This is a genomic window from Mycobacterium sp. ACS1612, assembly GCF_001667505.1.
Lineage (GTDB): Bacteria > Actinomycetota > Actinomycetes > Mycobacteriales > Mycobacteriaceae > Mycobacterium.
The window spans coordinates 120,507-137,049 of sequence record NZ_LZHZ01000025.1; the positions used below are offsets into that span (position 1 = coordinate 120,507).

Below are 16,543 nucleotides of genomic sequence, written 5' to 3' on the forward strand. Positions count from 1 at the left end.
CCAGAGTTGTAGGTGGCTGGTCACTAGTCCTTCGCCAGATATTCCTTGAGCTTCTCCACTGCCTGGTCGACGCTGAAGCTGGCCGGTGGATGGCGAGGTGGGAACTCCGTGAACGTCTCGAGGAACTTCGTCGCCATCGCGGTGGCATAGAAGACGAAGAAGTCGTGGCGAAGCAGCCACTCGTAGTACGTGTTTGACGTGATGTCGGCGTATTCGTACGGATCGGTGCGGAGGTTGAACAGCTTGGGCACCCGCAGCGGCGTGAACGGCTCGGCCCACACCCGCAGCGTGCCCTCGCACCGCTGTTCGGCGAAGACGATCTTCCAATTCTCGAACCGCATCGCCACAAGATCCGCGTCGTCGGAGAAGTAGAAGAAGCCGCGTCGCGGGCTGTGGTCGACCTCACCCGTCAGATACGGCAACAGATTGAAGCCGTCGATATGGACTTTGAACTCCTTCTCTTCGCCCTGCAGCCTGACTTTGTAGCCGTTCTTGAGCTTTTCGCTTACGTCTGCATCGCCGGCCGCGGCCAGCAGAGTGGGCAACCAGTCGTGATGCTGGACGATCTCATTGGAGACGGTGCCCGCTTTGATTTTTCCGGGCCAGCGGATCATTTCCGGCACCCGGAAGGCGCCTTCCCAGTTGGTGTTTTTCTCGCTGCGAAACGGGGTGGTGCCGGCATCGGGCCATGTGTTGCGGTGTGGGCCGTTGTCGGTCGAGTAGATGACGATGGTGTCATCGGCGATACCCAGCTCGTCGAGTACGTCGAGCACCGTGCCCACGTTGCGGTCGTGGTCGATCATCGTGTCGTGGTACGGCGACTGCCACAGGCCGGCTTGTCCGCGGCTCTCCGGTTTGGTGTGCGTGTAGACGTGCATGTGAGTGAAGTTGCACCACACGAAGAACGGGTTGCCAACCGCGTGCTGGCGCTTGATGTAGTCGACGGTGGCGTCGGCGACCTCGTCGTCGATGGTCTCCATGCGCTTGGTGTTCAGCGCTCCAGTGTCCTCGATGACCTGCCTGCCGACCGGCCCGAATTTCGGATCTTCGGGTTCGGTCGAGACCTCTTCGGTGGCGGTGCATTTGAGCACGCCGCGGGGTTTGGCCAGCTGATACAGCCGCGGGTAACGGTCCTCGTGCGGGTAGTCGAAGCTCTCCGGCTCTTCCTCGGCATTGAGGTGATAGAGGTTGCCGAAGAACTCATCGAAGCCGTGCACCGTCGGCAGGTATTTGTTCATGTCGCCGAAGTGGTTCTTGCCGAACTGACCGGTCGCGTAGCCCAGTGGCTTGAGCAGCTCAGCGATCGTGGGGTCTTCGGCGGCCCAACCGATGTCGGCGCCCGGTACACCCACCTTGCTCATACCGGTGCGGTACACGCTCTGCCCGCTGATGAACGCCGCCCGGCCCGCAGTGCAACTCTGCTCGCCGTAGGAGTCGGTGAAACGCATGCCCTCCGCGGCGATACGGTCGATGTTCGGCGTCCGGTAGCCCATCAGGCCGTCGCTGTAACAACTCAGATTGCTGATGCCGATGTCGTCGCCCCAGATGACCAGGATATTCGGCTTTCCGTTCGGCATGGCGGCTCCTTCACCAATTGACGTCCGAGTCGAAGCCTAGGGATTCGCGCGCGCTGCGACGGCGGATTCGGTCGACGACTCAGCGATTTATCAGTTCGCGGACCAACTTTGGATACCTGCCGCGGTCGGGCCGGAAGATGTCGTGCGGCGAGTCGGTGAACTCATGCAGCTCCGCCCACGGAAACAACTGCTGGTACCGGTGCCAGGCGGCGCCGTCGACCAATGGGAAATCCGGGCTGCGCACCACGAGCATCGGCACCCGCAACACCGACAGCGGCTCCCAGAACGACCGGTTCTGTGCGGCGTGGAAGGTTTTGACGGCGGCGTCGTAGTCGAGCCGGTCGGAGACCGGGGTGCCGCGCCACCGGCCGTCGAGCAGTCGGTGGATGTGCGCGTCGGGCAACACGATCTCTGCAGGCACGTAGTCGCCGATCGCCAGCGACCGCACGCGATCCGGGTTCGCCAGCGCCCATGCGATCGCATACGTGGTGCCGCGGGAGAAGGTCATCACGTGCACCGGCCCGTCGGTGACCGCGTCGACCACGGCGCCGACGTCGTCACGAAGCGCCGCGAGGTCGTAACCCGTTTCCGGCGCATCGCTTTTGCCGTGGCCGCGTAGCTCCACCACCACCGTGCGGCGGCCCAGCAGGGGCAGCACCTCGACGTAGTCGTCGGCGACGTCGGTCATACCGGGGACGAAGACGATCGGCGCGCCGTGGTCGGGGCCACCGGAGTCCAGGTAGTGAATGCGGGTGCCGTCGTTGGAGGTGAAGCGCGAGTGAGCCATCGCCGCACAACGATGCCCGCTCGATCCCGGCTCGTGTGCGGTTTCGATGCGAAGTGCCGGGATCGGGCGCACCCTGGTAGTTGGAAGGTGATGGCCATGTATGACAAGGATTTGAGCAACAAGTGGCGCGTCGAGATCGACTTCGACGAGGACGAGACCCACACGCATGCGACGGTGCACGCCCGGTGCGGTGACGAGGCGGTGACCGCCTTGGGAGACGCGTTCCGCAACCCGAAGGACAGCAGCCAGCCCATGATCGGTGAGGAGATCGCCGCGGCGCGCGGGCTGATTGCATTGGGCACCGAATTGCTCCAGCGTGCGTCGTCGCGGATCGAGCAGGCTACCCACCAACCCGTGCACCTGTACCGCTGACAGGTGGCACTGGCTGTCTGTCTGCTGTTCGACCGGCGTTCCGAGCGGGCGGTCCGGGCGTTGTGGGACCGGGTCGAGGAGCAGGGCGTCGGCAGCCTGCGCTCGCACACCCACGGCAGACATGTGCCGCACGTGTCGTATGCCGTGCTGCGTGAGTGGGACTTGTCCGCGGTGACGGCCGCGCTGGCCGGGCTGCGCGGTGAAGCCGTCGACCTCAGCTTCGACGGCGTCGGACTGTTCCGCCGTGGACGCACCTGGTTGCTGGCCGGGGTGAGCGCGGACTTCGTGGCCCGCCAGCAGCGGGTTGTCGAGGCGGTCACCGGCACCGGAGCGGAACTGCACAAGCACTACCGGCCGGGCGTGTGGCTGCCGCACTGCTCGTTGGCGCCGCGGGCAACGCTGGCTCAATTGCCCCCGGTCGTGGCGACGGTCATGGATGTGCTGCCGCTGCAGGCGCGGTTGGATCGCGCCGCGCTGGTGAACAGCGCGACGGGGGAGTTGCGCCCGTTGCCGAACCTGCCCTGATTTGGGCCGAACGTTCCTTACCGCTCGAAAAATCACCCGAATTTCGAGCGGTAAGGAACGTTCGCGCAACACCGGAGTCGCGGGTAGGCGATGATGAAATTGACGTGGGAGAAGACCGGGGGATGGTTCGGTGCGGGTCGTGCGGTAGCGACCTGCGTCCGATAGCGCGCTTCTGCGACGTGTGCGGGCGCCCGGTCACGCCGCAGGCAGCGACGGGTGAGCACAAGCAGGTGACGGTGTTGTTCGCCGACGTCGTCGGATCGATGAAGCTCGCCGCGACACTGGACGCCGAGCGACTCCAGGAGGTGATGAACGAACTGTTCAACCGCGCGGCCGCAGTGGTGCAGCGCTACCAGGGCACCGTCGACAAGTTCACCGGCGACGGGTTGATGGCCCTGTTCGGTGCGCCGGTTGCGTTGGAGGACCACGCGGTGCGCGCATGCATCGCCGCGCTCGAGATTCAATCGGTCACGAAGGAACTTGCCGCCGAGGTCCTGCGTCGCGACGGTGTCACGCTGGATATCCGGGTCGGATTGAATTCCGGCGACGTCGTTGTCGGCGAAATCGGCTCAGGGCCGGGGAGATACACCGCTGTCGGGCATCCCGTCGGTATGGCGCAACGCATGGAGGCCGCTGCACCGGTCGGCGGCGTGCTCTGCGCGCTGTCGACGGCGGATCTGGTGGCGGCCGCCGCCCAACTGGGACCGGTGCTGCAGGTTGCCGTGAAAGGTACGGACGAGCCCGTGCCCGTGCGGGCACTGCTCGCGATCGAATCCGACCGAATGGTGTTGGGCCGCAACGAAGGTCAGATACTCGGCCGCGATGCCGAGTTGTCTTGCCTCGAGTACACATTGGATGCCGGGCCGGGTTGCTTCGTCGCGGTGGTCGGCGGGCCGGGGGTTGGCAAGAGCCGACTGATCAACGAGTTCACCTCGATCGCGGCCGGTCGAGGCGCCGACGTCGTCGTCGCCCGGTGCGAGGCCCACACCGCCACAGTGGCCTTCAGCGCGTTGTCGCGGCTGTTGCGCGCGATGTTCGACGTGGACCGGCTGCCCGAGGCCGAGGCACGTGCGCACACCGTGGCCCAGTACGCGGGCATGCTGACGGAAGACTCCGCCGACGCCCGAATTCTGTTTGACGCGATGCGAATCGGCGCCGCCAAGGCGCCGCCTCTACAAGTCAGTGTCGACGGGCGTCGGCGCCGCCTCGCGGAGATGATGACGCAGGCCGTCCGTGAACGCCCCCGCCGCACCGTGTTCATCCTCGAGGACGCGCACTGGATCGACGAGCCCACTGACGGCGTGCTTGCCGAGTTCGCCACCAATCTCGCCGCAACAGAGTCGATTCTGGTCGCCACCTATCGGCCGGAGTTCCACGGGGCGCTCAGTGCGAACGCGGATCAGATCGTGCCGCTGCAGCCGCTTTCGGAGTCGTCATCGGTGCGCGTGATCGGCCAACTGCTCGGCGACCATCCGTCGGTCGTGGGCCTTGCCAAACGTATCGCTTCTGCTGCTGCGGGAAATCCGTTTTTCATCGAAGAGATCGTCCGCGACCTCGCAGGTCGCGGCGTGTTGTCGGGTAGCCGCGGCCGGTACCGCTTGTTGGACGATGTCGACGAGATCTCGGTGCCCGGCACCGTGCAGGCAGTCCTTGCCGCCCGCATCGATCGACTGCCCGGTGACGCGAAAGCCATGCTCAACGCGGCGGCCGTGATCGGCAGCCAGTTCGACCTCGAGTCGCTGCGTGTGCTGAAGGAGATCCAGTCCGATCAGCTGGCCGAGTTGGTGTCGGCGGAATTGATCGACCAAACCGAATTCACGCCCCGCCAACGCTTTTGTTTCAGGCATCCGCTGGTCCGCGCCGTGGCCTACGAGTCGCAGTTGACTTCGACCAGGGTGGACGCCCACGGCAGACTGGCCGCTGCGATCGAGGCCCGCGACCCGAGCACCGTCGAGGAGAACGCGGCGCTGATCGCCAGCCACCTCGAGGCGGCGGGCAGGTTGGCCGCGGCGTACCAGTGGCACATGCGCGCGGCGGACTGGCTCAGGTCCCGTGACCTTGCCGCCGCACGCACCCAGTGGGCGCGCGCTCGATACATCGCCGATCAACTGCCCGACGACCACGACGGCGTCATCGCCATGCGGATCGCGCCGCGCACGTTACTGGTGTCGACGACCTTCTTCGTCGGCGACGCCGACGACAGCGACGAGCGTTACCGTGAACTCCGCGACCTGGCAACGCGAAGCGGTGACATGACATCTTTGGCCATCGCCACCGCCGGTCGCATCTGGTCTTACTCCGTCAACGACTTTCGCGTGCCGGAAGCCGCCGCTCTCGCGTCGGAGATCGACGGGATCATCGACAGAATTCAGTGCGACGCGCAGACCAGGAGCATCATCCTGATTGCGGTGGCGTATGCCCGGTTCGCGACATGCGACTTCGACGGCGCGCTGCGGGTCATCGAGACGATACAGGCGTTGCCGCATGACCAGTTGATCGTGGAGAACTCGGTAGCCGATTCGCTGAAGGGCGTGATCGAGATCTGCATGGGCGACCACGAGCACGGCACACTGAGCCTCAGAAAAGGAACCGACGAGGCGCGTCTCCTGCCGCCGGTCAATTCTGCTGCGGCGCTGGCATATTGGGTAGCCCTGTTGGCGGCAGTCGGCACATACGCGACAGACGAGTTGGTCGATGAGATGCGCGAGGTCTGGCAGCGCGCCGAGTCGTTCGGTGACATCTTCGGGGTCATCGCGGCGCAGTGGGCATACGCCACGGCGCTGCTGCGCTCCGAAAACCAGTCCCGCGACGAGGCGATCGACGTGCTCGAGCGCGTCCGTGCGAGCATCGCCAAGCACAAGGTCTGGCGACTCGCGCTCACCACGGTCGTACCTGACCTTGCGCTCGATGCCGCCCGCAGGGGAAGGCGGGACGAGGCCATCGCGGAACTGCGCGAGTCCGTCGCGGTTCAGATGGCCGGTGGTTCGCGGGTTTTCGCGGGTTGTACGTGCGAGGCGCTGGTCGATCTGCTCGTCGACCGCGGGACCGCCGACGATCTTGTCGAAGCCAATCGCATTGTCGAGCAATGGCGACCCCGTCGGACCGGCCCGCCCGCGCTGAACCTGTGGTGGCTGAAATCGCGCGCCATCTTGGCCAGAGCCCATGGCGACTCCGAGCACCATGCAGAACTGGCCACGCGCTACCTCGAACTCTGTCGACTGGTCGACGCCAGGGGGCGATTGGCAGAGGCGCGCCGCATGGTAGACGAGATGACACCGGCCCGCGAAACGAGATGAGCGCATGGCAACGGTATTGGCGTACACCTCACCAGCACTCGGACACCTGTTGCCGATCAGTGCGCTGCTGTCGGAACTGTCGGACCGTGGGCACCGAATTCACCTGCGCACCCTGTCCAGCGGTGTCGCGCTGGCGGAACGCCTCGGTTTCGCCGCGGCGCCGATCGATCGGCGGATTGAGAACATTCAACACGACGACTTCACAGCGACCAACCCTCTTGCGGCGCTGAAGCTCTCGGTCGCGGTGTTCGACAAGCGGGCGGTGTACGAAGTCGCCGACCTCGCAGGCGCCATAGCTCAGAGCCGACCCGATGCCCTGCTCGTCGACGTGAACTGCTGGGGTGCGCTGTCGGCTGCTGAGGCCGCCGGCGTGCCATGGGCATGCTTCGCCCCGTATACGCCTCCGCTGCGAGCCCCCGGCGTGCCGCCGTTCGGATTCGGCTTGAAACCGTTGCCTGGTGTGCTGGGAGCAGTTCGAGACGGCGCTGTGCGGGCGACACTGCTACGTGCGATCGAGAAGGTGATGTTGCCGCCAATCAACGGAATCCGCGCCGACGTCAACGTGCCGCCGGTGGCGTCGGTCGACGAGTTTCTGCGGCGGGCGCCGCAGATGTTCATCGCGACCGGCAAGCCTTTCCAATATCAGCGAACCGAGTGGGGCGAGGCGGTGCACATGATCGGCCCCTGTGCGCTCGATCCCGAGCCCGATGGACAGCCGGCCTGGTTGGACTCGATCGATCGGCCGATTGTTCTCGTCACCACCTCGTCGGAGGCGCAAGCCGATGTCGACCTCATCACCACCGCGATCGCTGCCTTGGCCGGCGAACCGGTGCATATCGTCGCGACCGCGCCTGCCGGGCATGCGGAGGGCATACCGGAGTCGCCGAACGCCACCGTGTGCCGATTCGTGCCCCACGGTCTGGTGTTAGATCGTGCGGTGTGCGCGATCACGCACGGCGGGATGGGCGCCACCCAAAAGGCTTTGGCGCGCGGTGTTCCGGTGTGCGTTGTGCCGTACGGGCGCGACCAGTTCGAAGTCGCCCGCCGCGCCGAGGTGTCCGGATGCGGCACCCGGCTTCCCGCGAAGAGGCTTACGCCGAAGCGGCTGCAGGCGAAGGTGCGCGAAGCGATGACCATGACCGCAGGCGCCGAACGCGTCGCGGCCGGCTTCGAAGCCACCGGGGGAGTGGCGCGCGGGGCGGATCTGTTCGAACAGCGCACCCTCGAACTCAGTTCCAGCTGAAAACTCCTACGCGGGCACCGGTTCCGACGCGGCGCCCTTCATCTGGTGGAACAGGTCGACGTAGTACGGCAGGCATTCGGCCATCGCCTGGCCGGTGGTGAACAGCGGTCGGTAGCCGAGATCGCGTTGGGCCTTGGCGATCGAGAAGTAGTTGTCGAGGTAAAGCCGCTCCACCCCAAGGGGTTCCAGCAACGGCTTGGGCAGGCCGAGTCGGAAGTGAAACCACTGCCACACTGTCATCACGGCCTTGACCAGCCGTCCGGGCACCCAGATCTTCGGCCAGGGCTGACCGCATGCCTCGACCACCGGTTGGGAGAACTCGAACATGTTGATCGGTTCGCCGTCGTTGATGAAGTACGCCTGCCCGGGTGCGGTTCCGCCGGGCACCAGATGCTCGGCAGCCAGGATGAATCCGTGAATCAGGTTGTGTATGTAGGAATTGTCGAGCTTGACCTTCTTGTTGCCGACCAGCACCTTGACGTGGCCGGCGAGCACGTTCTCGAACACCTTGCGAAACATGGTCTGATCACCGCGCCCCCAGATGCCGCTGGGCCGGATGGAACAGGTCAGCAAACCCCCGATCCCGTTCTGCGCCAACACGAACTTCTCGGCGGCGACCTTGGTCTCGGTGTACAAATCGTTGAATCGTTCGGTGTAGGGCAGGGTTTCGTCGCCGCCCGCGATTCGCTGACCACCCATCACCACACTGTTGGATGCGGTGTAGACGAACCGCTGCGCGCCGGCGGCCTGAGCGGCGTGCACCAGGTTCTTGGTGCCGTCGACGTTGATCGCGAAGCTGCGCTTGCGGTACTCCTCGGTGACCGACGCGCCGCCCATCAGGTCGATGATCGCCGCGGTGTGGAAGATCGTGTCGACGCCGTCGACGGCCACCGCCACGGTCTGCGGATCGCAGATGTCGCCCTCGATCACCTCCAGCCGCGGATGCGCAGGCAGAGCGGATGCGGCCCGGTCGAAGGAGCGGACGTGATGCCCGCGGTCGAGCAGTGCGGTCACCAGGTTGGCGCCGACAAAGCCGGACCCCCCGGTGACCAGCACACGACCCAAGTCGGTCAGCGTTGCGTCAGACATGCCCGAGAGCATAAATGAAACGTGTTACAGTTTCGAGCCCCTGGCCGAAAACTCGTTCCAGGATCAAGCGTTCTCGTCGTCTTTGGCGGCCAGTGCGTCCTCGACACGCTTGCGCGCACCGGCTAAGTGTTCCTCGCAGCGTTTAGCCAGCTCTTCGCCACGTTCCCAAAGCTTCAGCGATGATTCCAAGTCGAGTCCGCCCTGCTCGAGTTGGTGGACGACGGCCATCAACTCGTCGCGGGCCTCCTCGTACCCCAATTGACTAATAGGCTTCATTCATTGCCTCTCGCTGGCCTCGCTGATGGCGATCACGGCGCCGTCGGTGACCCGCACCCGCAACCGGGTGCCCGCAGGCGCGTCGGCCGTCGTACGCAGGATCGTGCCCGCCGCCGTCTGCACGACGGCATAGCCGCGGTCCAGTGTGGCCGCGGGACCCAGTGTGGTCAGCCTGGCCGACAAGTGGCCCACCCGGTCGGATTCCGCGGCCACCAACCGGGTGATGTCACGACGGACGCAGACGCGCGCCCGCTGGATCTCGTCGGACCGCGCGGTGATCGCGGCAAGCGGTTGGGCCAGCGCCGGTCGACTGCGCAGCTGCGACACCGCATGCTCCTCCCGGTGCACCCAGTTGCGCAGCGCCCGCGCGCTGCGCCGGCGCAGATCGCCGATCAGCGCCCGCTCGGCGGCGGCGTCGGGCACCATCCGCTTCGCCGCGTCGGTCGGGGTGGCCGCGCGCACGTCGGCGACCAGATCACACAGCGGATTGTCGGGTTCGTGGCCGATCGCGCTCACCACCGGCGTCGTGCATTGCGCGATCTCCCGGCACAGCGTCTCGTCGGAGAACGGCAGCAGGTCCTCGACGCTGCCGCCGCCGCGCGCGATGACGATGACGTCGACGTCGGGATCGTTGTCCAGGTCGCGCAGCGCCTCGACCACCTGTGACACCGTGTTGGGGCCCTGCACCACGGCGTTGCGGACGGCGAATCGCACACCCGGCCACCTGTCGGTCGCGCAGGTGATCACGTCGCGCTCGGCGTGGCTGGCGCGTCCGGTGATCAGGCCGACGGTGCGCGGCAGAAACGGAAGCGGCCGCTTCAGCCGTGGATCGAAAAGCCCCTCGGCGTCGAGTAGCCGACGCAGTCGCTCGATCCGGGCCAGCAACTCACCGAGACCGACCGCCCTGATCTCGCTGATGCGCAGGCTGAAGGAGCCGTTGCGGGTGTAGAACTGCGGCTTGCCGCACATGATCACCTGGGTGCCCTCGGTCAGCGGCACCGGCGCGTTGGCCACCAGGTCGCGTGCGCAGCTGACGGTCAGCGACATGTCGGCGGCGGGATCGCGTAGCACCATCCACGCCGTCGTCTGGCGCAGCTTCAGCTCGGTCAGCTGGCCTTCGATCCACACCACGCCGAGCCGGTCGATGTACTTCGCGATCCGGGTGGCGACCGCGCGCACCGGCCATGGGTTATCGGGGGACTTGCCCGGCTCGGGTTGCGTCACTTCGCGGTCGCGCGGGTGATCCTGTTGGACAGCAGGGTCTGGAACGGCGCCCGCGACTTGGTGGCGTTCTCGTAGCTGAGCAGTGCCTCCAGATCGGCGACGCGCAGCGACGACAACCGGGCCCGCAACTGGGCCAGCGTCAGCGACTCGTAGTCCAGTTCGGTCACGATCTCGGGTGGGTCGACGTCTGCGGAGTTCGGCTCGGAGGCGGGCGTGGGCTCGGCGGTCTCCGGTTCGCCGCCGGTGAACAGGGCGAAGCGTCCCTCGGTCAGCCGTTCGCCGTCGGTGCCCGGCTTGGCGGGCTGGTCGTCGTCGAGGTCCTCGTCGAACGTTGCCCACTCGGGCTGTTCGTCCTTGGGCGGAAACAACGAGTCCAGCGCCTCGTCGCCCTTGTTGACCAGGTCGGCCACGTCCTGCTGCATCTTCATGACGAAGTGGGCAACCTGGCTCGCGATGGTCATCGGGTACATCAGGATGGTCTGCGGAAGCTTGCGGGTTTCCTCGATGGCGGTGACCGCCGCCCCCACCAGCAGACGGACCCCATACGGTGCAGTTGCCATGGCCTCCAGACTACGGGCGATCGTCTGGCTGGCCCCGCGAGGTGCGGGATCAGTACCCTGAGAAACATGCCGCCGACAATAAACATGGGGATTCCGGGTGCCTCCAGCTCGGCGACCGGCGGTGTCACCGGTAAACGGGTGCTGCTGGCCGAGCCACGTGGGTACTGCGCGGGAGTGGACCGGGCGGTCGAGACCGTGGAGCGCGCGCTGGAGAAGCACGGCGCACCGGTCTACGTACGCCACGAGATCGTGCACAACCGTCACGTGGTGGACACCCTGGCCAAGGCCGGTGCGGTGTTCGTCGACGAAACCGACGAGGTGCCCGAGGGCGCCATCGTGGTGTTCTCCGCTCACGGCGTCGCGCCGACCGTGCACGAGACGGCCGCCGCGCGTGAACTGAAGGTGATCGACGCGACCTGCCCGCTGGTCACCAAGGTGCACAACGAGGCCAAGAGGTTCGCCCGCGACGACTACGACATCCTGCTGATCGGCCACGAGGGTCACGAGGAGGTCATCGGCACCGCGGGTGAGGCGCCTGACCACGTGCAACTCGTGGACGGCCCCGACGCCGTCGACAACGTCACGGTGCGCGACGAGAACAAGGTGATCTGGCTGTCGCAGACCACGCTGTCGGTGGACGAGACGATGGAGACCGTGCGGCGGCTGCGGGAAAAGTTCCCGACGCTGCAGGATCCGCCCAGCGACGACATCTGCTACGCGACGCAGAACCGTCAGGTCGCGGTCAAGGCGATGGCCCCGGAGTGCCAGCTGGTGATCGTCGTCGGATCGCGCAACTCGTCGAACTCGGTGCGCCTCGTCGAGGTGGCGCTTGGCGCTGGCTCGGATGCTGCTCACCTGGTCGACTACGCCGACGACATCGACCCGGCCTGGCTCGAGGGAGTCACGACCATCGGCGTCACGTCGGGCGCATCGGTGCCCGAGGTGCTGGTGCGCGGCGTGCTCGAGCGGCTGGCCGAATACGGTTACGACATCGTGCAACCGGTGACCACTGCCAACGAGACGTTGGTGTTCGCGTTGCCGCGGGAGATCCGCCCGGCGCGCACGTAGCCAACCGGCGCCATCGACTTACGTAAGGCTGCGGCGGAAATCGGGTTGGTTTTCCGCGCTGACGTTACGCAACGCGGGGCTGGGTAGGGTCAGCTGAGTGTGCTTACCCCACAAGCTTTTTTCTTTTCTCGCGACGATCGCACTGCTGCTCGCCGCTTGCGGCGACGACGCGACCGACCGCCTCAACGCCACCGTGCGCACCTTCGCCGACGCGCTGAGCAAGGGTGATGCCGCGGCGGCGGCGGCGGTGACCAGCGACTCGGGCCAGGCATCCGACACGCTCGGCAAGCTGTTCGACAGTCTCGGTCGCAACGCGCACTTCGACGTGTCGTCTGTCGACCGCAAGGACAACGACGCGACGTTCAGCCTCGCCGCCACATGGAAATTCGGCAAGGACGGCCGCAACCAGTGGACCTACACCACCAGCGGCAGCGCGACTCAGAGCGGCGATCAGTGGAAGGTCCAGTGGAACCCGGCCACCGTCGCGCCCGGCCTCGGCACCGGGCCGCTGTCATACAGCACGCTGAGCCCCGACCCGGCCGCCAGGGTGCTGGACCGCACCGGCGCGGAACTGCTCACCCAGCAGGTCGTCACGTTGGTGAACGTGTCGCCCGGTACGGACGTCAATGCCGTTGCTGCGCTGCTGAATCCGATCGACTCGAGCATCACCGCGGAGTCGCTGCAGTCACAGCTCGACGGCGCCAACGGACAGCCGGTCACCGTCGTCACGTTGCGTGCAGAGGATGTGGCCCCGATCCAGGATGCGTTGTCGGCGTTGCCGAATGTGACGCTGGCACCGCAGACGCGGCTGCTCACCGCGGACAAGGCGTTGACGTCGCCGACACTGTCGGGACTGTCCGACCTGTGGCAGCACGCGACCGACGAGGCAGCCGGCTTCGCGATCAGCGCGCAGACCGCCACCGGCAGCCAGCAGGTCGGCGGGCAGCAGCCCAAGCCTGTCGCCGACATCCGCAGCACGCTCGACGTTCCGATGTCGCGTGCGGCCGAGGAGGCGCTCGCCCCGATCCCGACGCCCGCCGCGATGGTGGTGTTGCAACCGTCGACAGGTGACGTGCTGGCAATCGGTCAGAACCCGGCCGCCGACGCCCAGGGCCCGATCGCGCTGACCGGCCTGTACCCGCCGGGTTCGACGTTCAAGACGGTGACCGTCTCCGCCGCGCTGCAGGCGAGCCAGGTGACACCGGACAGCATCGTCGGATGCCCGGGCACGGAGAACATCGAAGGCCGGCAGATTCCCAACGACGACAACTTCGACCTCGGGCAGGTGCCGCTGCACACCGCGTTTGCCCGGTCCTGCAACACCACGATGGGCCGGCTGGCCGTGAATCTGCCGCCCGACGGCCTCACCAAGGCCGCCGCTCAACTCGGCCTCGGCATCGACTACACCGCACCGGGCATGACCACCGTCACCGGCAAGGTTCCCGTCGCCGACACGTCTGCGCTGCGCGTCGAGGAGGGCATCGGCCAGGGCCAGGTCACCGCGTCGCCGTTCGGTATGGCGTTGGTGGCCGCCACGCTTGCGCATGGTTCGGTGCCCGCGCCCACGATCGTGGCCGGGCAGCCCGGTAAGCCCGAACGCACACCCGAGCCGCTGCCCGCCAGCGTCGCCGATCAAGTGAAATCGATGATGCGCGAGACGATTACGGAGGGCACCGCCACGCAGCTGCAGGACATTCCCGGCATGCTCGGCAAGACCGGCACTGCCGAGTACATCGACAACACCCATGCGCACGGGTGGTTCGTCGGCATCGACGGCGACCTCGCGCTGGCGGTGTTCATCAGCGACGCCGGCAGTTCCAGCCCCGCCGTCGACGCGGCAGGACGATTCCTGCGCACGCTGCACGCTTAAGTTTCGTTTCAATTCAAACCTGGCTACCAGCCTGGTTTTTGCGGTTAATATCCCCTTGAGGTTCAGGGGGGAGGCCGACATTGGGGGCCCCGGGCGCAGTGGACGTACGACCCTCCGCCGCCTTGGCCCGCCGACTCGCCCGCACGACGCCCGGAGTCATCGGCATCATCGCGCTCGCTGTCGGGGCGATCTGTGTGATCGCAGGGCTGGTGTGTGGGGGCCAACTCGACGCCAGGATCAACGAACGCAACTCGGTCCTCACCAGGTCCGAACCCTTCGCCTACGCCGCGCAGAACCTCTACGCCGCGCTGTCAGCGGCCGACGCCGCGGCGGCGTCGGCATTTCTGTCGGGCGGAATCGAGACCGGCCCGATGCGCGCGCAGTACAAACAAGCCGTGGCGCGCGCTGCGTCGGCGCTCGCGGATGCGACCGCGGGCACCACCGATCTCGCGGCCCGCACTGCGATGGCGGAGATCTCGGACCAGCTGACCGCCTACACGGGACTCGTCGAAGCGGCGCGGGCGAACAACCGGCAGGGCCATGTGATCGGGTCCGCGTACTTGCGCGAGGCATCGGCATTGATGCAGACGTCGCTGCTGCCCGGCGCCGAGAAGATCTACACCGCCGACCTCGAAACGGTCGAGCGCGATCAACAGGCCATCGGTTCGCTGCCGATCGTCAGCCTCGTGCTGCTGGCGTTCGCCTTGGCGGCGATCGTCGTCGCCTCCGTCGTCATGTATCGCCGCACCAACCGGCAGTTCAACGTCGGACTCGTGGTGGCCGCCGTCATCGTTCTGGCGGTGATCGGCTGGGTGGTGGCGGCGACTCAATTGGCGGCGAACGAGATCGAGCACAGCCGCACCGAAGGCACCCAGCGCTTCGAGAAACTCGCGCAGGCCCGAATCCTTGCCCAACAGGCCCGCACCGATGAGACGTTGGAGCTGATCTCCCGCGGAGACATCTCCGCGGCAGAGAAGTCGTTCTCGAGCCACATGGACGAACTGACCAAGCTGCTCGACGTGGCTCCTGCGGAAACCAAGGACGCCGTCGACAAATGGCTCGCCAGCCACCGACGACAGGTCGAGTTCTACAACAGTGGCGACTACCTGGCCGCTGTAGGGCAGGCGATCGGCCCGGACCCCGTGGCGTCCGCCGCGCAGTTCACCGCGGTCGAATCGAGCCTGCGCGACGGCATCGAACGAACCCGCACGACGATGCGAGACCGGGTGGCCGCGGCGGGAACATGGTTGGCGTGGAGTCCCACCGGAACTCTCGTGCTGATGGTGGTCGCCGCCGCCGCATCCGCGGTCGGCTTGTGGCCCCGCCTCAAAGAGTTCCTGTGAAGACGCGAAAAGCGTTGGCGGCGTGCGCTATCGCGATGGTCACCGCGGGCTGCGGATCCGTCGAGGCGCCGAGTTCGGTGTCCGTCACGCCGGCCGATCCGTCGCCGTCGGGCGCGGCGGAGGTCACGGCCGCGCCCGCAGGCGGAAGCGCGGACTGCGATCGAGAAGCCAGCCTGCGGCCGGGGGCGCTACCCCCGCCTGGTGCGATGCCCGCGGGCTCGACGATGGCGGAGATCGCCCAGCGTGGACGGCTGATCGTCGGTGTCGATCAGAACACCGACCTGTTCGGTTTCCGGGATCCGGCCACCGGACAACTGCAGGGCTTCGACATCGACATTGCCCGCGAGATGGCGCGAGCCATCTTCGGCGATCCGGACCGGATCCAACTGCAAGTGGTCAACGCAAAGGATCGCGAATCCGTGTTGCAGTCCGGCGAGGTGGATCTGGTGGTCCGCACATATTCGATCACCTGCGCCCGCAAAGAGAAGGTCGACTTCTCCAACGTGTATTACGAAGCCGACCAGAAGATATTGTCCGCGAAAGGTTCTGGCATCGACTCCGCCGCGGCGCTGGCGGGTAAGCGGGTGTGCGCGGTGTCGGGCACGACGTCGCTGTCGCGGCTCTACGAGCTCGACCCGAGACCGGCGATCTTTTCAGTGGCCACCTGGACCGACTGTCTGTTGATGCTGCAACAGGGCCAGGTCGACGCGATCAGTACCGACGACGCCGTGCTGGAGGGATTGGCGAAACAAGACCCGACCGTCGACGTGCTGGGGGAGAGCATCGCCAAGGAGCCGTATGGCATCGGCGTCAACAAGCAGCGGCCCGACTTGGTGCGATTCGTCAACGGTGTGCTCGAGAAGATCGAGGCCGACGGCACCTGGCAGCGCCTCTACGACCGTTGGCTACTCCCGAAACTCGGGCCCTCGCCGGGCCCGCCAGAACCGCGCTACCAGGACTGAGAATGGGCGCACTGACCACCGATGAAATCGACCGCGAACTCGAGGCGCGGAGAGAGGAAGTCGCGGCGATGTCGGCGACGCTGGTCGAGTTGGAGAGCCACCCCGGCCTCGGGCACGTGCGGGTGTATCCGCCGACGGGACTAACGGCACAGCGATGGGTCTCAGTCGAGAGGGCACTGGCCCAATTGTGGGACGACCTCAATCGGATGACGTCGATCCTGGAATCGGGCCCCGCGGGGGGGGGGGCGCCGGTCGAAGCTCGCCGACAGTGACCGCATCGAACTGACACGGCTGCTGAGGGAGCCGACGCTGGAAGTGTCGCGCCAGCCGATTCCGTTGGCGCAGCGCCCC

Annotated in this window: 15 protein-coding genes; 9 read left to right on the forward strand and 6 right to left on the reverse strand. The window is 66.4% G+C overall.

Translation table 11 applies throughout. The features are described 5' to 3' along the window. Nucleotides 1-23: 23 nt before the first annotated feature. Both A5724_RS10560 and A5724_RS10565 read right to left on the reverse strand, forming a co-directional pair. Nucleotides 24-1,577: an arylsulfatase gene (locus A5724_RS10560; RefSeq protein ID WP_067800415.1), complete on the reverse strand. Its 1,554-nt coding sequence runs from the start codon at nucleotides 1,575-1,577 to the stop codon at nucleotides 24-26. A 79-nt stretch (nucleotides 1,578-1,656) separates the two neighbouring features. Continuing rightward, nucleotides 1,657-2,364, reverse strand: a complete 708-nt coding sequence (locus tag A5724_RS10565) for an alpha/beta fold hydrolase (RefSeq protein ID WP_067800417.1) — start codon at nucleotides 2,362-2,364, stop codon at nucleotides 1,657-1,659. A gap of 96 nt (nucleotides 2,365-2,460) precedes the next feature. Here A5724_RS10565 and A5724_RS10570 point away from each other — a divergent pair, with 96 nt between their 5' ends. The 4 genes from A5724_RS10570 (at nucleotide 2,461) to A5724_RS10585 (ending at nucleotide 7,800) form a co-directional block, all read left to right on the forward strand. Then, on the forward strand, nucleotides 2,461-2,736 hold the full coding sequence (locus A5724_RS10570) for a DUF1876 domain-containing protein (protein ID WP_067800519.1): 276 nt from the start codon (nucleotides 2,461-2,463) through the stop codon (nucleotides 2,734-2,736). Nucleotides 2,737-2,739: 3 nt separating this feature from the next. Further along, nucleotides 2,740-3,261 carry a 2'-5' RNA ligase family protein gene (locus A5724_RS10575; protein ID WP_067800420.1) on the forward strand — a complete coding sequence of 174 codons (522 nt, stop codon included), beginning with the start codon at nucleotides 2,740-2,742 and terminating at the stop codon, nucleotides 3,259-3,261. Nucleotides 3,262-3,365: 104 nt separating this feature from the next. Continuing rightward, nucleotides 3,366-6,557 carry an adenylate/guanylate cyclase domain-containing protein gene (locus A5724_RS10580; RefSeq protein ID WP_232004774.1) on the forward strand — a complete coding sequence of 1,064 codons (3,192 nt, stop codon included), beginning with the start codon at nucleotides 3,366-3,368 and terminating at the stop codon, nucleotides 6,555-6,557. A 4-nt stretch (nucleotides 6,558-6,561) separates the two neighbouring features. Then, nucleotides 6,562-7,800 carry a glycosyltransferase gene (locus A5724_RS10585; protein ID WP_067800424.1) on the forward strand — a complete coding sequence of 413 codons (1,239 nt, stop codon included), beginning with the start codon at nucleotides 6,562-6,564 and terminating at the stop codon, nucleotides 7,798-7,800. Nucleotides 7,801-7,806: 6 nt separating this feature from the next. Here A5724_RS10585 and A5724_RS10590 read toward each other — a convergent pair whose 3' ends face one another. From A5724_RS10590 to A5724_RS10605, 4 genes are read right to left on the reverse strand one after another with little or no spacing between them, the layout of a single operon-like run. Continuing rightward, on the reverse strand, nucleotides 7,807-8,901 hold the full coding sequence (locus A5724_RS10590; RefSeq protein ID WP_197518609.1) for an NAD-dependent epimerase/dehydratase family protein: 1,095 nt from the start codon (nucleotides 8,899-8,901) through the stop codon (nucleotides 7,807-7,809). Nucleotides 8,902-8,952: 51 nt separating this feature from the next. Beyond that, nucleotides 8,953-9,165: an exodeoxyribonuclease VII small subunit gene (locus A5724_RS10595; RefSeq protein ID WP_067800427.1), complete on the reverse strand. Its 213-nt coding sequence runs from the start codon at nucleotides 9,163-9,165 to the stop codon at nucleotides 8,953-8,955. Next, nucleotides 9,166-10,389, reverse strand: a complete 1,224-nt coding sequence (gene xseA / locus A5724_RS10600; RefSeq protein ID WP_067800430.1) for an exodeoxyribonuclease VII large subunit — start codon at nucleotides 10,387-10,389, stop codon at nucleotides 9,166-9,168. Further along, nucleotides 10,386-10,949: a lipid droplet-associated protein gene (locus tag A5724_RS10605; RefSeq protein WP_067800432.1), complete on the reverse strand. Its 564-nt coding sequence runs from the start codon at nucleotides 10,947-10,949 to the stop codon at nucleotides 10,386-10,388. The genes xseA and A5724_RS10605 overlap by 4 nt, the downstream gene beginning before the upstream one ends. Before the next feature lie 66 nt (nucleotides 10,950-11,015). On the opposite strand from A5724_RS10605, the gene A5724_RS10610 reads away from it, so the two are divergent. The 5 genes from A5724_RS10610 to A5724_RS10630 all read left to right on the forward strand — a co-directional run bounded on the left by A5724_RS10610 (nucleotide 11,016) and on the right by A5724_RS10630 (nucleotide 16,464). Next, nucleotides 11,016-12,017, forward strand: coding sequence for a 4-hydroxy-3-methylbut-2-enyl diphosphate reductase (locus A5724_RS10610; protein ID WP_067800435.1), 1,002 nt, complete (start codon nucleotides 11,016-11,018; stop codon nucleotides 12,015-12,017). Nucleotides 12,018-12,114: 97 nt separating this feature from the next. Further along, nucleotides 12,115-13,887 carry a penicillin-binding transpeptidase domain-containing protein gene (locus A5724_RS10615; RefSeq protein ID WP_082964958.1) on the forward strand — a complete coding sequence of 591 codons (1,773 nt, stop codon included), beginning with the start codon at nucleotides 12,115-12,117 and terminating at the stop codon, nucleotides 13,885-13,887. A 122-nt stretch (nucleotides 13,888-14,009) separates the two neighbouring features. Beyond that, entirely contained in the window at nucleotides 14,010-15,230 is a 1,221-nt protein-coding gene (locus tag A5724_RS10620) for a hypothetical protein (RefSeq protein ID WP_232004775.1), read from the forward strand. Continuing rightward, nucleotides 15,227-16,192, forward strand: a complete 966-nt coding sequence (locus A5724_RS10625) for a glutamate ABC transporter substrate-binding protein (protein ID WP_232004776.1) — start codon at nucleotides 15,227-15,229, stop codon at nucleotides 16,190-16,192. Before A5724_RS10620 ends, A5724_RS10625 begins: the two co-directional genes overlap by 4 nt. 2 nt (nucleotides 16,193-16,194) lie before the next feature. Continuing rightward, nucleotides 16,195-16,464 (forward strand): hypothetical protein, encoded by a 270-nt coding sequence (locus A5724_RS10630; RefSeq protein ID WP_067800439.1) that lies wholly within the window; start codon nucleotides 16,195-16,197, stop codon nucleotides 16,462-16,464. Nucleotides 16,465-16,543: the final 79 nt, after the last annotated feature.